Annotated in this window: 17 protein-coding genes; 8 read left to right on the plus strand and 9 right to left on the minus strand. The window is 70.6% G+C overall.

Features of this window, described 5'->3' with window-relative positions; all coding sequences use genetic code 11:
* Positions 1–28: 28 nt before the first annotated feature.
* Positions 29–583, plus strand: coding sequence for a CBS domain-containing protein (locus tag NKI68_RS03665; RefSeq protein WP_254545335.1), 555 nt, complete (start codon positions 29–31; stop codon positions 581–583).
* 18 nt (positions 584–601) lie between these two features.
* Here the strand turns inward: NKI68_RS03665 and NKI68_RS03670 are convergent, their stop codons facing one another.
* Positions 602–1,558: a phytoene/squalene synthase family protein gene (locus tag NKI68_RS03670; RefSeq protein ID WP_254545336.1), complete on the minus strand. Its 957-nt coding sequence runs from the start codon at positions 1,556–1,558 to the stop codon at positions 602–604.
* A 231-nt stretch (positions 1,559–1,789) separates the two neighbouring features.
* Here NKI68_RS03670 and NKI68_RS03675 point away from each other — a divergent pair, with 231 nt between their 5' ends.
* Positions 1,790–2,188, plus strand: coding sequence for a universal stress protein (locus NKI68_RS03675; RefSeq protein ID WP_254545337.1), 399 nt, complete (start codon positions 1,790–1,792; stop codon positions 2,186–2,188).
* Positions 2,189–2,191: 3 nt separating this feature from the next.
* Here NKI68_RS03675 and NKI68_RS03680 read toward each other — a convergent pair whose 3' ends face one another.
* From NKI68_RS03680 to NKI68_RS03700, 5 genes are all read right to left on the minus strand, one after another.
* A complete protein-coding gene (locus NKI68_RS03680) occupies positions 2,192–3,436 on the minus strand; it encodes an ornithine cyclodeaminase, nickel-pincer nucleotide-dependent (RefSeq protein ID WP_254545338.1) in 1,245 nt (414 codons plus the stop codon).
* 45 nt (positions 3,437–3,481) lie between these two features.
* Positions 3,482–3,868 carry a hypothetical protein gene (locus NKI68_RS03685; RefSeq protein WP_254545339.1) on the minus strand — a complete coding sequence of 129 codons (387 nt, stop codon included), beginning with the start codon at positions 3,866–3,868 and terminating at the stop codon, positions 3,482–3,484.
* Positions 3,869–3,972: 104 nt separating this feature from the next.
* Positions 3,973–4,554, minus strand: coding sequence for a hypothetical protein (locus NKI68_RS03690; protein WP_254545340.1), 582 nt, complete (start codon positions 4,552–4,554; stop codon positions 3,973–3,975).
* Between the two features lies 1 nt (position 4,555).
* Positions 4,556–5,218 (minus strand): DsbA family protein, encoded by a 663-nt coding sequence (locus NKI68_RS03695; RefSeq protein WP_254545341.1) that lies wholly within the window; start codon positions 5,216–5,218, stop codon positions 4,556–4,558.
* Positions 5,219–5,367: 149 nt separating this feature from the next.
* Entirely contained in the window at positions 5,368–6,141 is a 774-nt protein-coding gene (locus NKI68_RS03700) for an SDR family NAD(P)-dependent oxidoreductase (RefSeq protein ID WP_254545342.1), read from the minus strand.
* 106 nt (positions 6,142–6,247) lie between these two features.
* Between NKI68_RS03700 and NKI68_RS03705 the strand changes: the two genes are divergently transcribed.
* On the plus strand, positions 6,248–6,955 hold the full coding sequence (locus tag NKI68_RS03705; protein WP_254545343.1) for an SOS response-associated peptidase: 708 nt from the start codon (positions 6,248–6,250) through the stop codon (positions 6,953–6,955).
* Here the strand turns inward: NKI68_RS03705 and NKI68_RS03710 are convergent.
* Positions 6,945–7,544, minus strand: a complete 600-nt coding sequence (locus tag NKI68_RS03710; protein ID WP_254545344.1) for a hypothetical protein — start codon at positions 7,542–7,544, stop codon at positions 6,945–6,947. The two genes, NKI68_RS03705 and NKI68_RS03710, sit on opposite strands and share 11 nt — an antisense overlap.
* Entirely contained in the window at positions 7,541–8,053 is a 513-nt protein-coding gene (locus NKI68_RS03715) for a gamma carbonic anhydrase family protein (RefSeq protein WP_254545345.1), read from the minus strand. The genes NKI68_RS03710 and NKI68_RS03715 overlap by 4 nt, the downstream gene beginning before the upstream one ends.
* A gap of 83 nt (positions 8,054–8,136) precedes the next feature.
* Between NKI68_RS03715 and NKI68_RS03720 the strand changes: the two genes are divergently transcribed.
* The 5 genes from NKI68_RS03720 (at position 8,137) to NKI68_RS03740 (ending at position 12,994) form a co-directional block, all read left to right on the plus strand.
* Complete coding sequence (locus tag NKI68_RS03720) at positions 8,137–8,850, plus strand: fumarylacetoacetate hydrolase family protein (protein WP_254545346.1); 714 nt, start codon at positions 8,137–8,139, stop codon at positions 8,848–8,850.
* A gap of 49 nt (positions 8,851–8,899) precedes the next feature.
* Positions 8,900–10,087, plus strand: coding sequence for a M24 family metallopeptidase (locus tag NKI68_RS03725; RefSeq protein WP_254545347.1), 1,188 nt, complete (start codon positions 8,900–8,902; stop codon positions 10,085–10,087).
* A gap of 181 nt (positions 10,088–10,268) precedes the next feature.
* Positions 10,269–11,204 carry a phosphorylase family protein gene (locus NKI68_RS03730; protein WP_254545348.1) on the plus strand — a complete coding sequence of 312 codons (936 nt, stop codon included), beginning with the start codon at positions 10,269–10,271 and terminating at the stop codon, positions 11,202–11,204.
* A gap of 129 nt (positions 11,205–11,333) precedes the next feature.
* Complete coding sequence (locus NKI68_RS03735) at positions 11,334–12,527, plus strand: redox-regulated ATPase YchF (protein WP_254545349.1); 1,194 nt, start codon at positions 11,334–11,336, stop codon at positions 12,525–12,527.
* A gap of 101 nt (positions 12,528–12,628) precedes the next feature.
* Entirely contained in the window at positions 12,629–12,994 is a 366-nt protein-coding gene (locus NKI68_RS03740) for a DUF5789 family protein (RefSeq protein WP_254545350.1), read from the plus strand.
* Between the two features lie 20 nt (positions 12,995–13,014).
* On the opposite strand, the gene NKI68_RS03745 is transcribed toward NKI68_RS03740, so the two are convergent.
* Positions 13,015–13,317, minus strand: coding sequence for a hypothetical protein (locus NKI68_RS03745; RefSeq protein WP_254545351.1), 303 nt, complete (start codon positions 13,315–13,317; stop codon positions 13,015–13,017).
* Positions 13,318–13,658 lie beyond the last annotated feature (341 nt).

Raw genomic sequence — 13,658 nt, forward strand, 5'->3', positions numbered from 1 at the left:
ATAGACGCGCGCCGGACGTATCCCTCCCATGCTCCGCGCTCGTGACCTGATGACGACCGACGTCGAGACCGTCTCGCCCGACGACGAGGTGAGCGAGGTGCTCTCGCGGCTCGCGAAGGTCGACTTCAACGGCTTTCCCGTCGTCGAGGGGGACCGCCTGGTCGGCATCGTGACGCAGGGGGACCTCGTTCGGCTCTTCCAGACGGAAGACCGCGTCCTCTGGATCCCGATCGGCCTCCCGCCGTTCACCGAGACGCTCACCTACGCGGTGAACGTGTCGTGGGACGACCTCGACCTGGGGATCGACCTCGCGAAGAACGCGAGCAGGCCGATCCGGGAGGTGATGACGGCGGACGTGGTGACGGTCGAACCGGACGACGACGTCGACCGACTGCTCGACCTGCTGTCCGGCGAGATCAACCGCCTGCCGGTCGTGGAGCGGCCGGGTCGGGACCCCGCCGCGGATCGGACGGACGCCGGCGAGACCGGTCGGCTGGTCGGCATCGTCACGCGGGAGGACGTCATCCGGGCGCTCCGGGACGAACGGGCGGGGATGGCGGAGGGGAGGGAGCAGGCGGACTGAGGTCGGACGCGAGGCGGGTCAGCGCACGGGGTGGGCCTCGCCCGCACCGGGTTCCGCGTGGCGGTCGTTGGTCACGGGGATCGCGCTCACCTTCGCGAAGACAGCCTCGGGGTCCTTCGAGAACGCCCAGTACGCGCGTGTCTTGAGCGTGAGCCAGGTCTTCCGGGCGGTGGTCAGTTCGGGCGTCGCGGAGAGCACGTCGTAGTCGCGCTCGCGGATGAGGCGGTGGTGCTCCGCGTAGAGGACCGCAGCCAGCAGGACGGCGAACTGGCAGTCGCGGGGGAGAAGGCGGATGCCCGCGACGCCCTCTCGATACCGGCGCTCGGTGCGCCTGAGTTCCCCGCGGATCGACTCCCGGAACGCCGCGTCGACCTCGAGGCGCGCGATCTGCTCGTCGTCGACGCCGTACTCGGCGAGCGTCTCCCGGGGGAGGTAGATGCGCCCGCGGTCGACGACGTCCTCCCGAACGTCGCGGAGGATGTTGGTGAGCTGGAACGCCACGCCGAGCGTCCGCGCGTGCGGACGCGCCTCGTCGGGCTGGTCCGGATCCATCACGGTCGTCATCATCTCGCCGACGGCGGCGGCCGACCCTCGCATGTACGCCTCCAGTTCGTCGTCCGTCTCGTACCGGTCCTTCTCGACGTCGGCGAGCATCGACTCGACGAACACCTCGACCTCCTCGTCGGCGATGCCCACCTCCTCGCGGAGTTCGCTGAACGCGGCCAGCACCGGATCGTCGGCCGGCGCGCGGCCGAGTGCCTGGTCGCGGATGGAGCGCAAGCGTTCGCGCTGTTCGGCGGACGAACGGCGGGCGTCCCCGTCGTCGACCACCTCGTCCGCGATGCGGAAGAAGGCGTAGAGGACGTACGTGGCTCGCCTGACGCGCGCCGGGAGCACGCGCGTCGCGAAGTAGAACGTCGGCCCCGTCTGCCGGTGGATCGACTTGCTCCTGGCGAGCTGCGAGTTATCAACCATGGGATGTGGACCGATCCCATATTCGGACGGAGACGGCTTATGCCTTTGTACCATCGACGGACCGATACCCCCTCCATCCCCCATTTTCACTCGGCCAGTGACAGCTTGGAATACCGTTATTACATCCCGGAGTAGATGTCGGTCGCGTCACGGGGACGACGTGGCGCTCCCCCGTCCCCGCGGCCCCGAACGGGCGAAGACGTTTATGACTGTGAGGGGTGTTCATCGGGTATGGCACGATTCGTTGTCGGAACGAACGGCGTCTCCACGAGCGATCGCCTGATCGCGTACCTCGACGGGCGGGTCGCGACGGACGACGAGGTGTACGTGATCAACTCGCAGAAGGGGGGCGACGCCACCAGCGGCGACGACGTCCGCGACGGGACCGAGGCGCTCGCGCGCTTCGAGGAGCGCCTCGACTGCTCGGTCGCGACCCACCAGTTCGTCCGCGGGAACAGCCCCGCCGAGGACCTGCTCGCAGCGGCCGAGGAGTACGACGCGGACGAACTCGTCATCGGCATCCGCAAGCGCAACCCCACCGGGAAGATCATCTTCGGGAGCACCGCGCAGGACCTCCTGCTGAGCACGGAGCGCCCGGTCGTCGCCGTCCCGCTGACCCACGGCCAGTAGCGGTTACCCCTCCTCGCCGCCGTAGATGACGTGCTCGGCGAGTATCGGGACGAACGTCCCGATGTCGGTCACCATCCCGACGGCCTGCGCGCTCCCCCGGTCGAGCAACTGCGTCACCGTCGAGGGGTTGATGTCGACGCAGACCACGCGCGTCGTCGAGGGGAGGCAGTTGCCGACCGCCACGGAGTGGAGCAACGTCGAGAGCAACAGCACCATGTCGGCCTCGTGGGCCTGCTCGCGGATGGCGTTCTGCGCCTCGATCGCGTCCGTGATGGTGTCCGGCAGCGGGCCGTCGTCCCGGATCGACCCCGCGAGGACGAAGGGGACGTCGTTTCTCACGCACTCGTACATCACGCCCGACTCGACGAGTCCCGACTCCACCGCCTCGCGGATCGATCCCACCCGGATGATCTCGCTGATGGTGTAGATGTGGTGCTTGTGGCCCTTCCGCGGGTGGTCGAGCGTCTCCGTGTCCATCCCGAGCGAGGTGCCGTAGAGGTCGTGTTCGAGGTCGTGGACGGCGAAGCCGTTACCCGCAGAGAGCATGTCGACGTACCCCTCGCTCACGAGTTGCGCGAGCGCCTCCCGCGCGCCGGAGTGGATGAGCGCGGGCCCGCAGACGGCGAGCACCGTCCCGTCCTCCTCCTTGACCTCGCGGATGGACTCGGCGATCTTCGCGATCGTGGACTCGGAGGGGCGCTCGGCGGAGACGCCCCCCTGCATGAACCCGAACGGGCTCCCTCCGCCCCGGGGGCGCTCGGGCGGCCGGACGCGGACGCCCGCCTCCGCGGTCACCACGAGGTCGCCCGCCTCGATCGCGTTGAGCACCTTCGTGTACGCCCGGGGTCCCCCCTCGGCCTCGGGGTCGACCACGACCGCGCAGTCCATCTCGATCCGCTCGACGGGGAGCCACTCGCCCTCGTAGCGGACGTCGGTCGGGTGGTTCGTCGTCGAGTAGAAGCCCTTCGGGACGACCCGGTCTGCCGGCGCGGGCGTGAGCGTGGCGTCCTTCGGATCGGCCGGGTTCGCGCCGATCCCGTGGAGTTCGTGGACGATCGGCTGGAGGTCGGCCTCGGTGTCCGCGAAGACGGTGAGCCGCGCGTAGGACTCCTCGGTCTTCGAGCGACCGATCTCGAACTCGTCGACCTCGAACGACCCGCCCATGTCCATGACGATCCCGAAGGCGGCACCCATCATCCCCGAGTCGATGATGTGCCCCTCCAGTTCGACCACGCGAGCGACTGTCATGCCCCTCGGTCGGCGGGGACGCCTCAAATCGGTTGTGACTCGGCGTCAGGCGTCCGCACGACGCTCGACCGCCCACCGGCTGTCGGTCGCCGCCAGGAGTCGATCGTACAGCGCGCGCAACCCGGCCGACTCCGTCTCGGGGAGGGGGTGCAGTTCGACCGCTCCGTCGCGGACGACGACCCGGAAGGTGTCGCCCGTCCCGTCGTCGTGGACGAGGTAGAGCGGGAGGGGGAGGTCGAACCAGTCACCGTAGCGGTACGGCCCGTCGTCGAGCACCCGCGTGACGAGCGCGTCGAGGGCGTCGTCGTCGTGGTCCCCCTCGGGGACGAGCGCGAAGACCACCCCGCCGTCGTGCTCGACGGTCGTCGAGGAGAACCGCCGCTGGGGGCGGACGGGGATGCGGAACCTCGGGTCGTCGGGCGCGTCTGACACACGCCCCCATTCTTCGTCATCCGATTTATAACCGAGGGCGTGAACGTCCGGCGTACTGGGTGGGGAGCCGAGTTCGGCCGGGGGGTCGGCGGCCCCGGCCACGGCTACGGATCGACCGGACAGCCGTTCACCTCGCCGCCGCGCATCCCGTCCGCGAGCCAGTAGGTCGAGAGCGCGAGCGCGACGAGCGCCAGCAGGGCGAACTCCAGCCCCTCCAGCGGGAGGAACGTGAGCGCCGCCGGGAGGCCGAACAGCGAGAGGACGCCCGCGAGGATCGCCGTCCCGCAGGCCGCACAGCCCGCGCCGAGCGTCCCGAGGACGAGGCCGACGGCGCTCGCGCCGCCCTCCCGCGCCGAGAGGTCGTGTTCCCGCAGGTGGTAGACGAGCGTGGCGACGTTCGCGCCGAACAGGAGCGCGACCGCCACGAGGAGGGTCCCCGCCAGGGGGCCGAACTCCGTCCCGACGAACGGGTAGAGCGAGAGCAGTATCGCGAGGCGGTCGCCGAGCGGGAGCGCCCCGCCCGCGACGAACCCGAAGAGCCCCGGGCTGAGCGAGAGGACGAACAGCGTCAACCCGAGCGCCGCGACGACGAGCGCCAACAGGGCGTAGACGGGGACGGTGAGGACGAGACGGACCGTCCGCGCGGTCAGCCGCCAGTCGCGGGCGCGGGTGGGCAGTCGGACCATCTCACCCACCGAGCGCGCGCTCGAACACCGCGTAGTCCTTCGCGCCCACCGCCCGCGTCAGGAACGCCCCGTCGCGAAAGAGGTAGAACGTCGGCGTCGCGCTCGCGCCCGCCTCCTCGGCGGCGCGCACGTCCTCTTGTACCCGATCGTCGAAGCGCTCCTCGCGCGCGTCCGCGACGACACCCGCCGCGTCCACGTCGGTCTCCCTCGCGAGGAACGCCTCGGTCCGATCGAGGACGTTACCGGAGCCGAAGGCGTCCTGCTCCGCGTAGTAGTGCGCCTTGAGCGCCCAGAACGCCTCGGCACTCCGGTCGTAGGTGGCCTCCAGCGCCTGCGCGGCGGGCTTCCCCCACGGGAAGACGATCGGGAAGAGCCGGTAGACGAACGCGACCTCGCCCGACCCGACGAGGTCGGACTCGATCCGCGGGAAGGTCGTCCGCTCGAAGCGACGGCAGGTCGTGCACGAGGGGTCCTCGAACGCGACGATGACCCCGCGCGCCTCGTCGAGCGGCGGGCCGAGCCGCGGTTCGTCGGTCGCGCCCGCCGCCGCGGGGTGCGCGTCGAGGTCAGTCTCCGAGCGACCGCCTCCCCGTCCGAGACACCCGGCGAGCGCGCCGCTCGCGGCGAGGCCGACACTCGCGAGGAACGCGCGTCTGTGTTCCATGATCGGACGGAGGCGACAGTCGCGTATAGCGGTGGGTCCGGATGGGCGGGCGCGGCGCACGACCGTCCGCGATCTTCCGCTCCCGCGCTCCTCGATCCCCCCGTATCGCTCGTCCGCCGAACGGTCCGCCTGCTGATCAGTTCGCCGGATCAGTACCACGTCGCGCCCGAGTCCACGTTGAGATCCTGGGCGGTGACGTGCCGGGCGTGCGGTCCGGCGAGGTAGGCGACCAGTTCGGCGACCTCCGCCGGGGGGACGAGTTCCTCGATGGGCAGGTCGTCGAGCACCATCGAGCGCTTCGCCTCCTCGACGCTCACGCCCAGCTCGCGGGCGCGCGCCGCGAAGACGCGCTCGATGCGGTCTCCCTCGACGGCCCCGGGGCAGATCGCGTTGACGGTGACGTCGTCCGGGCCGAGTTCGAAGGCGAGCGCCCGCGTGAGGCCGACGACGGCCATCTTGGAGGCGGCGTAGGGCGATCGGAGGGGGTAGGGCTTCTTCCCCCCGATGGAGGAGATCGTGACGATGCTCCCCCGGTCGCTCGCCCGGAGGTGCGACGCGGCGTGCTTCGCACAGAGGAACGGCCCGAGGACGTTCACGTCCTGCACCTCGGTCCACTCCGCCGCCGCGATCTCCTCCAGTCGTTTGGTCGGGCCGGCGATGCCCGCGTTGTTGACGAGGCAGTCGAGGCCGCCGAACGCGGCGACGGTCTCCTCGATCGAGTCGGCGACCGCCGCCTCGTCGGTCACGTCTGTCGGGACGACGAGCGCCCGATCCTCGGGGATCGCGTCCGCCGTCTCCGCCAGCCCCTCCTCGTTGCGCGCCGCGAGCGCGACGGACGCCCCCCGGTCGGCGAGCGTTCGCGCGATCGCCCGGCCGAGACCCTGACTCGCGCCGGTGACGAAGGCTGTCGTGTCGGAAAGCACGACCCGCGTTCGACCACCGGCGTGTTAGGTGTTCTGTTGCACGACCCCCCGTCGTCAGCCCGGACGCCACCCGCAGGGTCATCACCCCTCCGTCCCTCCTCCGGGTATGTGCGGCCGCTACAGCATCTTCGCCCCGCCCGACGAACTGGAGGAGCGTTTCGACGCCGCGTTCGTCACCGACCCTCGCCCGCGCTACAACGCCGCGCCGGGCCAGTCCCTCCCCGTGATCCGCGACGCCTCGCGAGACGCGATCACCGGGGCGCGCTGGGGGCTGGTCCCGTCGTGGGCCGACGGCCCGTCGGGCGGGTTCATCAACGCCCGCGCGGAGACGCTCGGCGAGAAGCCGGCATTCCGCGACGCCTACGCCGAACGGCGCTGTCTCGTGCTCGCGGACGGCTTCTACGAGTGGGTCGAGACCGACGTCGGCAAGCGCCCCTACCGGATCACCCGCCTCGACGGCGACCCATTCGCGCTTGCCGGACTGTGGGAGACGTGGACGCCGGCGGTGACGCAGACCGGGCTCGACGAGTTCGCGGGCGGCGCGGACGACGCGGGGAGCGGACCGGACCGGAGCGTCGAACCCCTGGAGACGTTCACGATCGTGACGCGCGAGCCGACGCCCCTCCTCGCGGACTACCACCACCGGATGGCGCTGCTCCTCCGCCCGGACGACGAGGCGGCGTGGCTCGACGGCGACCGCGTCGAGGCGTTCGACCCGCCCGCTGACGACGAACTGCGCGCGTATCCGGTCTCGACGCTGGTGAACGACCCCGCGAACGACTCGCCCGCGGTCGTCGAGGAGGTCAGCCCGTAGCGTTCGGAGCGGAGGCGTTCGCGCCGTCACCCGTGCGCGCGAGTGCGGCCCGGACGCCGCCGTCGCGTTCGACGACGAAGACGACCTCGAACCCACCGTCGGCGTCCGTCAGGTCCGTCGGGTCGAACTCGACGACCGCCCGCGCGCTGCTGGCGTTCGAGCGTCCGACGATCGTGAACGTCTCCGGGACGTCGGGTACGGCGGGCGCGTCGGGGAGGCTCACCTCGACGAACCGCACGCCGCGCGGCGGGATTCTGTACGTGTCCCACCCGCGACGCTCGTCGTCGCCGTACCGAAGCAGGACGCCGAAGCGCTCCTCTCGGTTCCGTCTGTTCCGCAGGACGATGCGTTCGAGGGGAAAGTCGGCGTCGTCCGGCACGGTCGGGCCGGCCGCCCGCGGGTCGGGCAGTCGGGCACAACCGGCCAACGGGAGGCCGGCGAGTGCGGCGAGAGCGGCGCTGACGACCTCTCGACGGCGCGGCGGACCCGACGCCCCCGCTCCGCGGGTGCGATCGCCGTGCGCGGAACCGACGACTGCCGCTCCCCGGAACCCGTCGTCAGCCTCCCGCGCGTCCTCGTGGCGTCTCACTCGAACAGCTCTTCGTGACGGGCGGCGAGGTTCGCGTACTTGCCCGTCGAGTACGCCTCGAACAGCCCCTCCGCGTTCAGCCCCGTCTCCTCGAGTGGCGTCGTCAGCGCCGGGACGCCGTGGACGAAGCTGTGAGGCGGGACGTCCGTGTTCTGGAGGACGACGGCCCCGGCGGCGACGATGCTCCCCGCGCCGATCGTGACCTCGTTGACGGTGGCGTTGAACCCGACGAGGACGTTGTCGCCCACCTCCGCGTCGTTGAGCACCGCGCCGGCGGCGATCATCGACCGCTGACCGACGGTGGAGGCGTGGATCGTCGCGTTCTCACCGACGTGGGACTCGGGGCCGACGCGGACGGGGCCGATGTCCCCACGGAGCACCGCGTTCGGCCAGACGTTGGCGTTCGATTCGATCTCGACGTCGCCGACGAGCGTGGACTCGTTGCTGACGTGCGCGTTCCCGTGAATTTCGGGTTCGGTGCCCTCGAAGGCGTAGTGGCGGCGGTCCATACCCCCACACTCACCGCCACGTGTCAAATGACTATCCCGACATTCCGGTTCACTCATACGTCTCGGCGTCCGACCCGTCGCGCGTGAAACTCGCACGCATCGAGACCGACGACGGCACCGTCACCGGCGAGTGCGACCCGGAGACCGGGATCGTAGACGCCGACGGAACGCGCTACGCCCCCGACGAGTACGACCTGCTCGCGCCCTGCGAGCCGACGGCGCTCTACTGCGTCGGGCGCAACTACGCCGCGACGATCGAGCAGATGGACTACGACCGCCCGGAGGAACCGGACTTCTTCATCAAACCGCCCGTCTCCGTGCTCGCGCCCGGAGCGCCCATCGAGTACCCGGCGTTCACCGACGAACTCACCTACGCGGGCGAACTCGCGGCGGTCGTCGACCGCGAGTGTCGGGACCTTCGCGAGGGGGAGGTCGACGACGCGGTGCGCGGTTACACGATCATGAACGACCTCGACGCGCTCGACCAGCCCGGACGGACGGCCCGGAAGACCTTCGACGGCTCTGCGCCGCTCGGCCCGTACCTCGAGACTGACGTGGACCCGACCGACCTCGAGATGCGGACGCTCGTCGCCGGCGAGGAGCGCCAGTCGGCGACGACCGCGCAGATGCTCTTCTCGCCGCGCGAGGTGATCTCGTTCCTATCGGAGCGGTTCACCTTCCGGCCGGGGGACGTGATCGCCTTCGGTAGTCCCGCAAACCCCGGACTCCTCGAGCGGGGCGACGACGTGGAGATCACCTACGAGGGCGTCGGGACGCTTCGCAACACGGTCGCGTGACCCGTCGCGGGCCGACAACCCTTTTGGGCTGACCTGGGGAGTCTCCCGCATGACTACGCGACTCCCCGAACGCGAGTACGACGCGCGCCTGTCCACCGTGCGCGATCGCCTCGCGAGGACCACCGCCGACGCGGCGGTGTGGTTCGGCGCGACCGACATCGCCTACCTGACGGGGTTCCACCACGTGCAGACCGAGCGCCCGGTGGTCCTCGCGGTGACCGAGGAGCGCGCCGAGATCACGGTGCCGCGCCTCGAAGTCGAGCGCGTGGCCGGGAACCCCCGCATCGACGCCGTCCACACCTACTTCGACTACCCCGGCGGGATGCCGATCGCGACGGCCGTCTCGATGCTCCGGAGACTCGACGCCGAGTCGGTGCTGGCGGACGCGGACGGCGCGCCGGGGACGATGGGCTACCGGGGACCGGAACTCTCAGCGTACCTCGACGTGGAGCGACAGGACTGGGTGTGGCGGATGCGCTGGGCGAAGTCGGAGGCGGAGGTGGCGCTGATCCGGGAGTCGGCGCGCTGGGCGAACCTCGGCCACCGGTACCTCGCGGACTACGCCGAACCGGGGGCGCACCCCGCGACGGTGAGCCAGCGCGCCGCGACGGACGCCTCGCGGGCCATGCTCGATACGCTTGGCGACCGCTACGTCGAGCGCGTCCGGGGGACCGGTCCGGTGCGCGCCGGGTTCGTCAGCGCCCGCGAGACCGCCCTCCCGCACGGCCACACCCCGAACCGCCGGTTGCGCGAGGGCGACGTCATCGTCACCGGCGCGTCGGCGAACGTCGACGGGTACCACTCCGAACTCGAGCGGACGATGTTCGTCGGCGAACCGACCGACGAGCAGGTCCACTACTTCGAACTGATGCTCGAAGCCCAGACGATCGCCATCGAGGCGCTCGGGCCGGGCGTCCCCGTGGCCGACGTCGATCAGGCGGTGTGGGACTACTTCCGGGAGCAGGGGGTGACCGACCTCGCGCGCCACCACGTCGGCCACAACATCGGGATGGACGGCCACGAACCGCCGTACCTCGACAGGGGGTGGGGGGAAGCGCAGGCCGACCCCGGAAACCGCCTGATCGAACCCGGCCACGTCTACACGATCGAACCCGGCCTCTACACCGGCACCGAGGGCTATCGCCACTCCGATACGGTCGCGATCACCGAGGACGGAACCGAGCGGCTGACCTACTTCCCCCGCGAACTCGAGGGGAACGTCATCCGATACCGTTGACATCCTCCCCGCCCTGAAGGGCGAGGTTTTAGCCTTGCAACTTCCATAACTCGTCGCGGCGAACACCCCCTCGTAGATGGGGTACAACGCGGTAGTCTTCGACGACGGCGGCAGCCTCGCGGAGCCGACCCACGAGATCGAGACGTTGGAGGGGCTGGCGGACCTGGTCTGATCGACGACCATGACGCACGAATCACCCGTCGAACTGCGGGCGCTCGTCCTGCCCGCCTTCTCGTTCGAGTGGGGCGACGCGCCGAGCGAACTCGCCCCCTGGCTCGACCGCTACGACGTAGCGCGCGAGATCGCCGTCCCCGGCGCGGCCGACGCGGTGCGCTGCACCGACCGCGGGATCGGCGTCGCGACGACCGGCATGGGGAAGGCGCAGGCGGCGGCGACGGTGACGGCGCTCCATCGCAGCCCCCGCCTCGACCTCTCGCGGGCGTACGTCGTGACCGCGGGCGTCGCCGGCGGCTCGCCGTCGGCCGGCACGATCGGCTCCGTGTTCCTCGCTGACGCCGTCGCCGACTGGGACCGCAAGTTCCGCTGGGATCCGGACGGCGGCGAGGGCGACGGCGAGGGGCCGACGATCGGTCCGCTACCGTTCGATCCCGAGCCCGCCGTCTACCGGCTGAACGCGGACCTCGTCGCGGCGGCGCGGCGGGCGACGGCGGACGTCACCCTCCGCGACCTCCCCGAGGCGCGGGCGTACCGGGAGCGCTACCCCCAGGAGGCCGCCCGCGGGGCTCCGGCCGTCGAGGTCGGGACGACGCTCTGCGGCGACGAGTTCTGGCACGGGGAGCGCCTCGCCGCGGCGGCCGAGGAACTGGTCGAGGGGTACGGCGTCGGACCGCACGCGACGACCGAGATGGAGGACTACGGGACGGCGCTCGCGCTCGACCGCGTCGGCCGCCTCGACCGCTACCTGAACGTCCGCGCGGTCGCCAACTTCGACCGGCCCGCGCCCGGTCAGTCCGCCCGCGAGAGCATAGACGAGGACGTCGAGGCGTTCGTCGGCCTGGCCGTCGAGAACGCGTTCCGCGTGGCGTCGGCGTTCGTCGAACACGTCACGGGGCGCTGGGAGGCGTACCGCGACGGCGTCCCGTCGCACCCCGAGTAGCGCCGTGCTCCGGGCGGGTCACGCCGCGGTCCGCGGGATCGTGCGACCGAAACGTGCGACCCGTGCGAGCACGACCCGAAGGGCGGTCGAGTCGCAACCGTTTCGGGGGGCGCTCGCGGAGCGGTCCCAATGAGTTACCGGATCGGCCTCGTGGGCAAGCCCTCGGTGGGCAAGTCCTCCCTCTTCAACGCGGCGACGATGAACGACGTGCCCGAGGGCGCGTACCCGTTCACGACCATCGACCCGAGCGTCGGCGAGGCGTACGTCCGCGTCGAGTGCGCCGCCCCCGAGTTCGGCGAGACGTGCACGCCCGAGACGGGCTTCTGCCGGGACGGGACGCGCTTCGTCCCGACGAAACTGGTTGACGTGGCGGGGCTCATCCCCGGCGCGCACGAGGGGAAGGGACTCGGCAACCAGTTCCTCACCGACCTGAACGAGGCCGACGTGCTGATCCACGTCGTCGACTTCTCCGGGACGACCGACGCGGAGGGCGAGGCGACGGAGGGCCACGATCCGCGCGAGGACGTCGCCTTCCTGGAGGAGGAACTCGACATGTGGTACCTCGAGATCTTAGAGAAGGGGATCGACCGCTACGAGAACGCCTACCGGGGGGCCGAGGCGGAGATCGAGGAGTCGCTCGCCGAGCAGATGAACGCCTTCCGAACGAACGCAGAGGAGATAAAGCAGGTCGTGCTGTCGCTCGGCCTCGAACTCGACCCCGAGACGTGGGAGGCGGCCGACCGCCTCGAACTCGCCCGGGAGATCCGGCGTCGCACGAAGCCGATGGTGATCGCCGCGAACAAGATGGACACCCCGGAGGCGCAGGCGAACTACGAGGAGATCGCGTCGGACCCCGAGTACGACCACCTCTCGTTCGTTCCCGTCAGCGCGCACGCCGAGAAGGCGCTCAAGACCGCCGCGGAGGGGGGCGTCGTCGAGTACACTCCCGGCGACGACGACTTCGAGGTGACGGGCGACCTCTCGATGGAGCAGCGGCGCGGCCTCGAACGGATTCGCGACTTCACGACCGAGTACGGCGGGACGGGCGTCCAGCGCGCGCTCGAGGCGGCGCTGTTCGACGAACTCGGCGTCGTCGCGGTCTTCCCCGGGAGCGCCAGGGGCGTGAAGACCTCCGAGGGGAAGGTGCTGCGCGACTGTTTCCTCCTCCCGCCGGACTCGACGACGGAGGACTTCGCGTACTTCCTGCACACCGACATCGGCGACGGCCTGCTCTACGGCGTCGACTGCCGGACGAAGCGCCAGATCGGATCGGACCGCGAACTCGCCCACCGTGACGTCGTCGAGATCGTCACGACGAACTGACAGGGACTGCGGACGGCCGACCGGCCGGTGGTACCCGCGCCCGACGCGGCCCGGCGATCGCCCGCAGGGCGCTTTTCAGTCGCCGGACCGTATCCCCGATCATGTCTCCGGACCCCGACCGAGCGGAGGATCGGATGGGCGAACGGCAGCACGAGCGCACCGAGCGCGTCGAGGACGTCCTCGACGGCGTTCGCGAGGACCTCGGCGACCGGAAGTACCCGGTGACGAGCGAGGAGCTGGCGATGGAGTACGCCGATCAGCCCCTCGACATGCCGAACGAGACGGAGACGCTGGGGAGCGTCTTCGACCGCCTGGTCGATGAGGAGTACGACTCGCCCGAGGAGGTTCGCGAGGCCGTCTATCGCGAACTCACCGGCGAGGCCGAAGGACCGGAGGAGTACAACGAGCAGCGGGACCTCGAACAGATCGACGAGGTCGACGGGAAGACGGAGACGGACTGGCAGTGAGCGGCGCGGCGGCGGCGGGCTCAGTCCCCTCCGGTCCGCGGTTCGAGCGTCACCGCGCCCTCCGTGATCGTCACGCGGTAGCCGTCGACGGGAACCGTCACGCGGAACGACCCGTCCGGGTCCGCCGTTCTCGCCTCCTCCCGATCGAACAGCTCCGCGAACTCCTCGGCGTCCGATAGTTCGAGGTCCGTCAGCGCCTCCAGCGCGTCCAGGGCGTCGTGGACGCTGATTCGCTCATCCCCGTTGGTACGCTGGACGCGATAGCTGTCGGTCTCACGATCGTACTCCGGTCCCGCCCACTCTGGTAGCTCTGTGTCCCTCATTCCGTCCCCCTCCTCCCGTCATAACTGTCGCGCGTGTGGTACTTGTATTCGACGCCGATTCGCGTCGCTTGCGCCATCGACGTTCGATTCCACCGCCGTCCCAAACGCGTTCGATCCGCGACCGCGGACGAGCGTCGTGCCACCGTCCACACCTCGACCTCGTACCCTCGGTCAGCGTCTGTACGCGGCGAAGCGGCGCGTCCGCGGTTCCGATCGGTCGGCGGCGCGCGTGTGCCAACTACGGTCTCCCGACCGTGCCGCCGTACGACGGCCGGAAGCGACGTGCCGGTATCGGCGACGCGGTCAGCGACGCGCCGTCACCGGCGACGAGGCGAGCGACG

Source organism: Halomarina pelagica, assembly GCF_024228315.1.
GTDB lineage: Archaea > Halobacteriota > Halobacteria > Halobacteriales > Haloarculaceae > Halomarina > Halomarina pelagica.

Coding starts and splice junctions, on each gene's coding strand:
- NKI68_RS03665 (WP_254545335.1), top strand. CDS start 29: ATGCTCCGCGCTCGTGACCTGATGACGACCGACGTCGAGACCGTCTCG.
- NKI68_RS03670 (WP_254545336.1), bottom strand. CDS start 1,558: ATGGTTGATAACTCGCAGCTCGCCAGGAGCAAGTCGATCCACCGGCAG.
- NKI68_RS03675 (WP_254545337.1), top strand. CDS start 1,790: ATGGCACGATTCGTTGTCGGAACGAACGGCGTCTCCACGAGCGATCGC.
- NKI68_RS03680 (WP_254545338.1), bottom strand. CDS start 3,436: ATGACAGTCGCTCGCGTGGTCGAACTGGAGGGGCACATCATCGACTCG.
- NKI68_RS03690 (WP_254545340.1), bottom strand. CDS start 4,554: ATGGTCCGACTGCCCACCCGCGCCCGCGACTGGCGGCTGACCGCGCGG.
- NKI68_RS03695 (WP_254545341.1), bottom strand. CDS start 5,218: ATGGAACACAGACGCGCGTTCCTCGCGAGTGTCGGCCTCGCCGCGAGC.
- NKI68_RS03705 (WP_254545343.1), top strand. CDS start 6,248: ATGTGCGGCCGCTACAGCATCTTCGCCCCGCCCGACGAACTGGAGGAG.
- NKI68_RS03715 (WP_254545345.1), bottom strand. CDS start 8,053: ATGGACCGCCGCCACTACGCCTTCGAGGGCACCGAACCCGAAATTCAC.
- NKI68_RS03725 (WP_254545347.1), top strand. CDS start 8,900: ATGACTACGCGACTCCCCGAACGCGAGTACGACGCGCGCCTGTCCACC.
- NKI68_RS03730 (WP_254545348.1), top strand. CDS start 10,269: ATGACGCACGAATCACCCGTCGAACTGCGGGCGCTCGTCCTGCCCGCC.
- NKI68_RS03735 (WP_254545349.1), top strand. CDS start 11,334: ATGAGTTACCGGATCGGCCTCGTGGGCAAGCCCTCGGTGGGCAAGTCC.
- NKI68_RS03740 (WP_254545350.1), top strand. CDS start 12,629: ATGTCTCCGGACCCCGACCGAGCGGAGGATCGGATGGGCGAACGGCAG.
- NKI68_RS03745 (WP_254545351.1), bottom strand. CDS start 13,317: ATGAGGGACACAGAGCTACCAGAGTGGGCGGGACCGGAGTACGATCGT.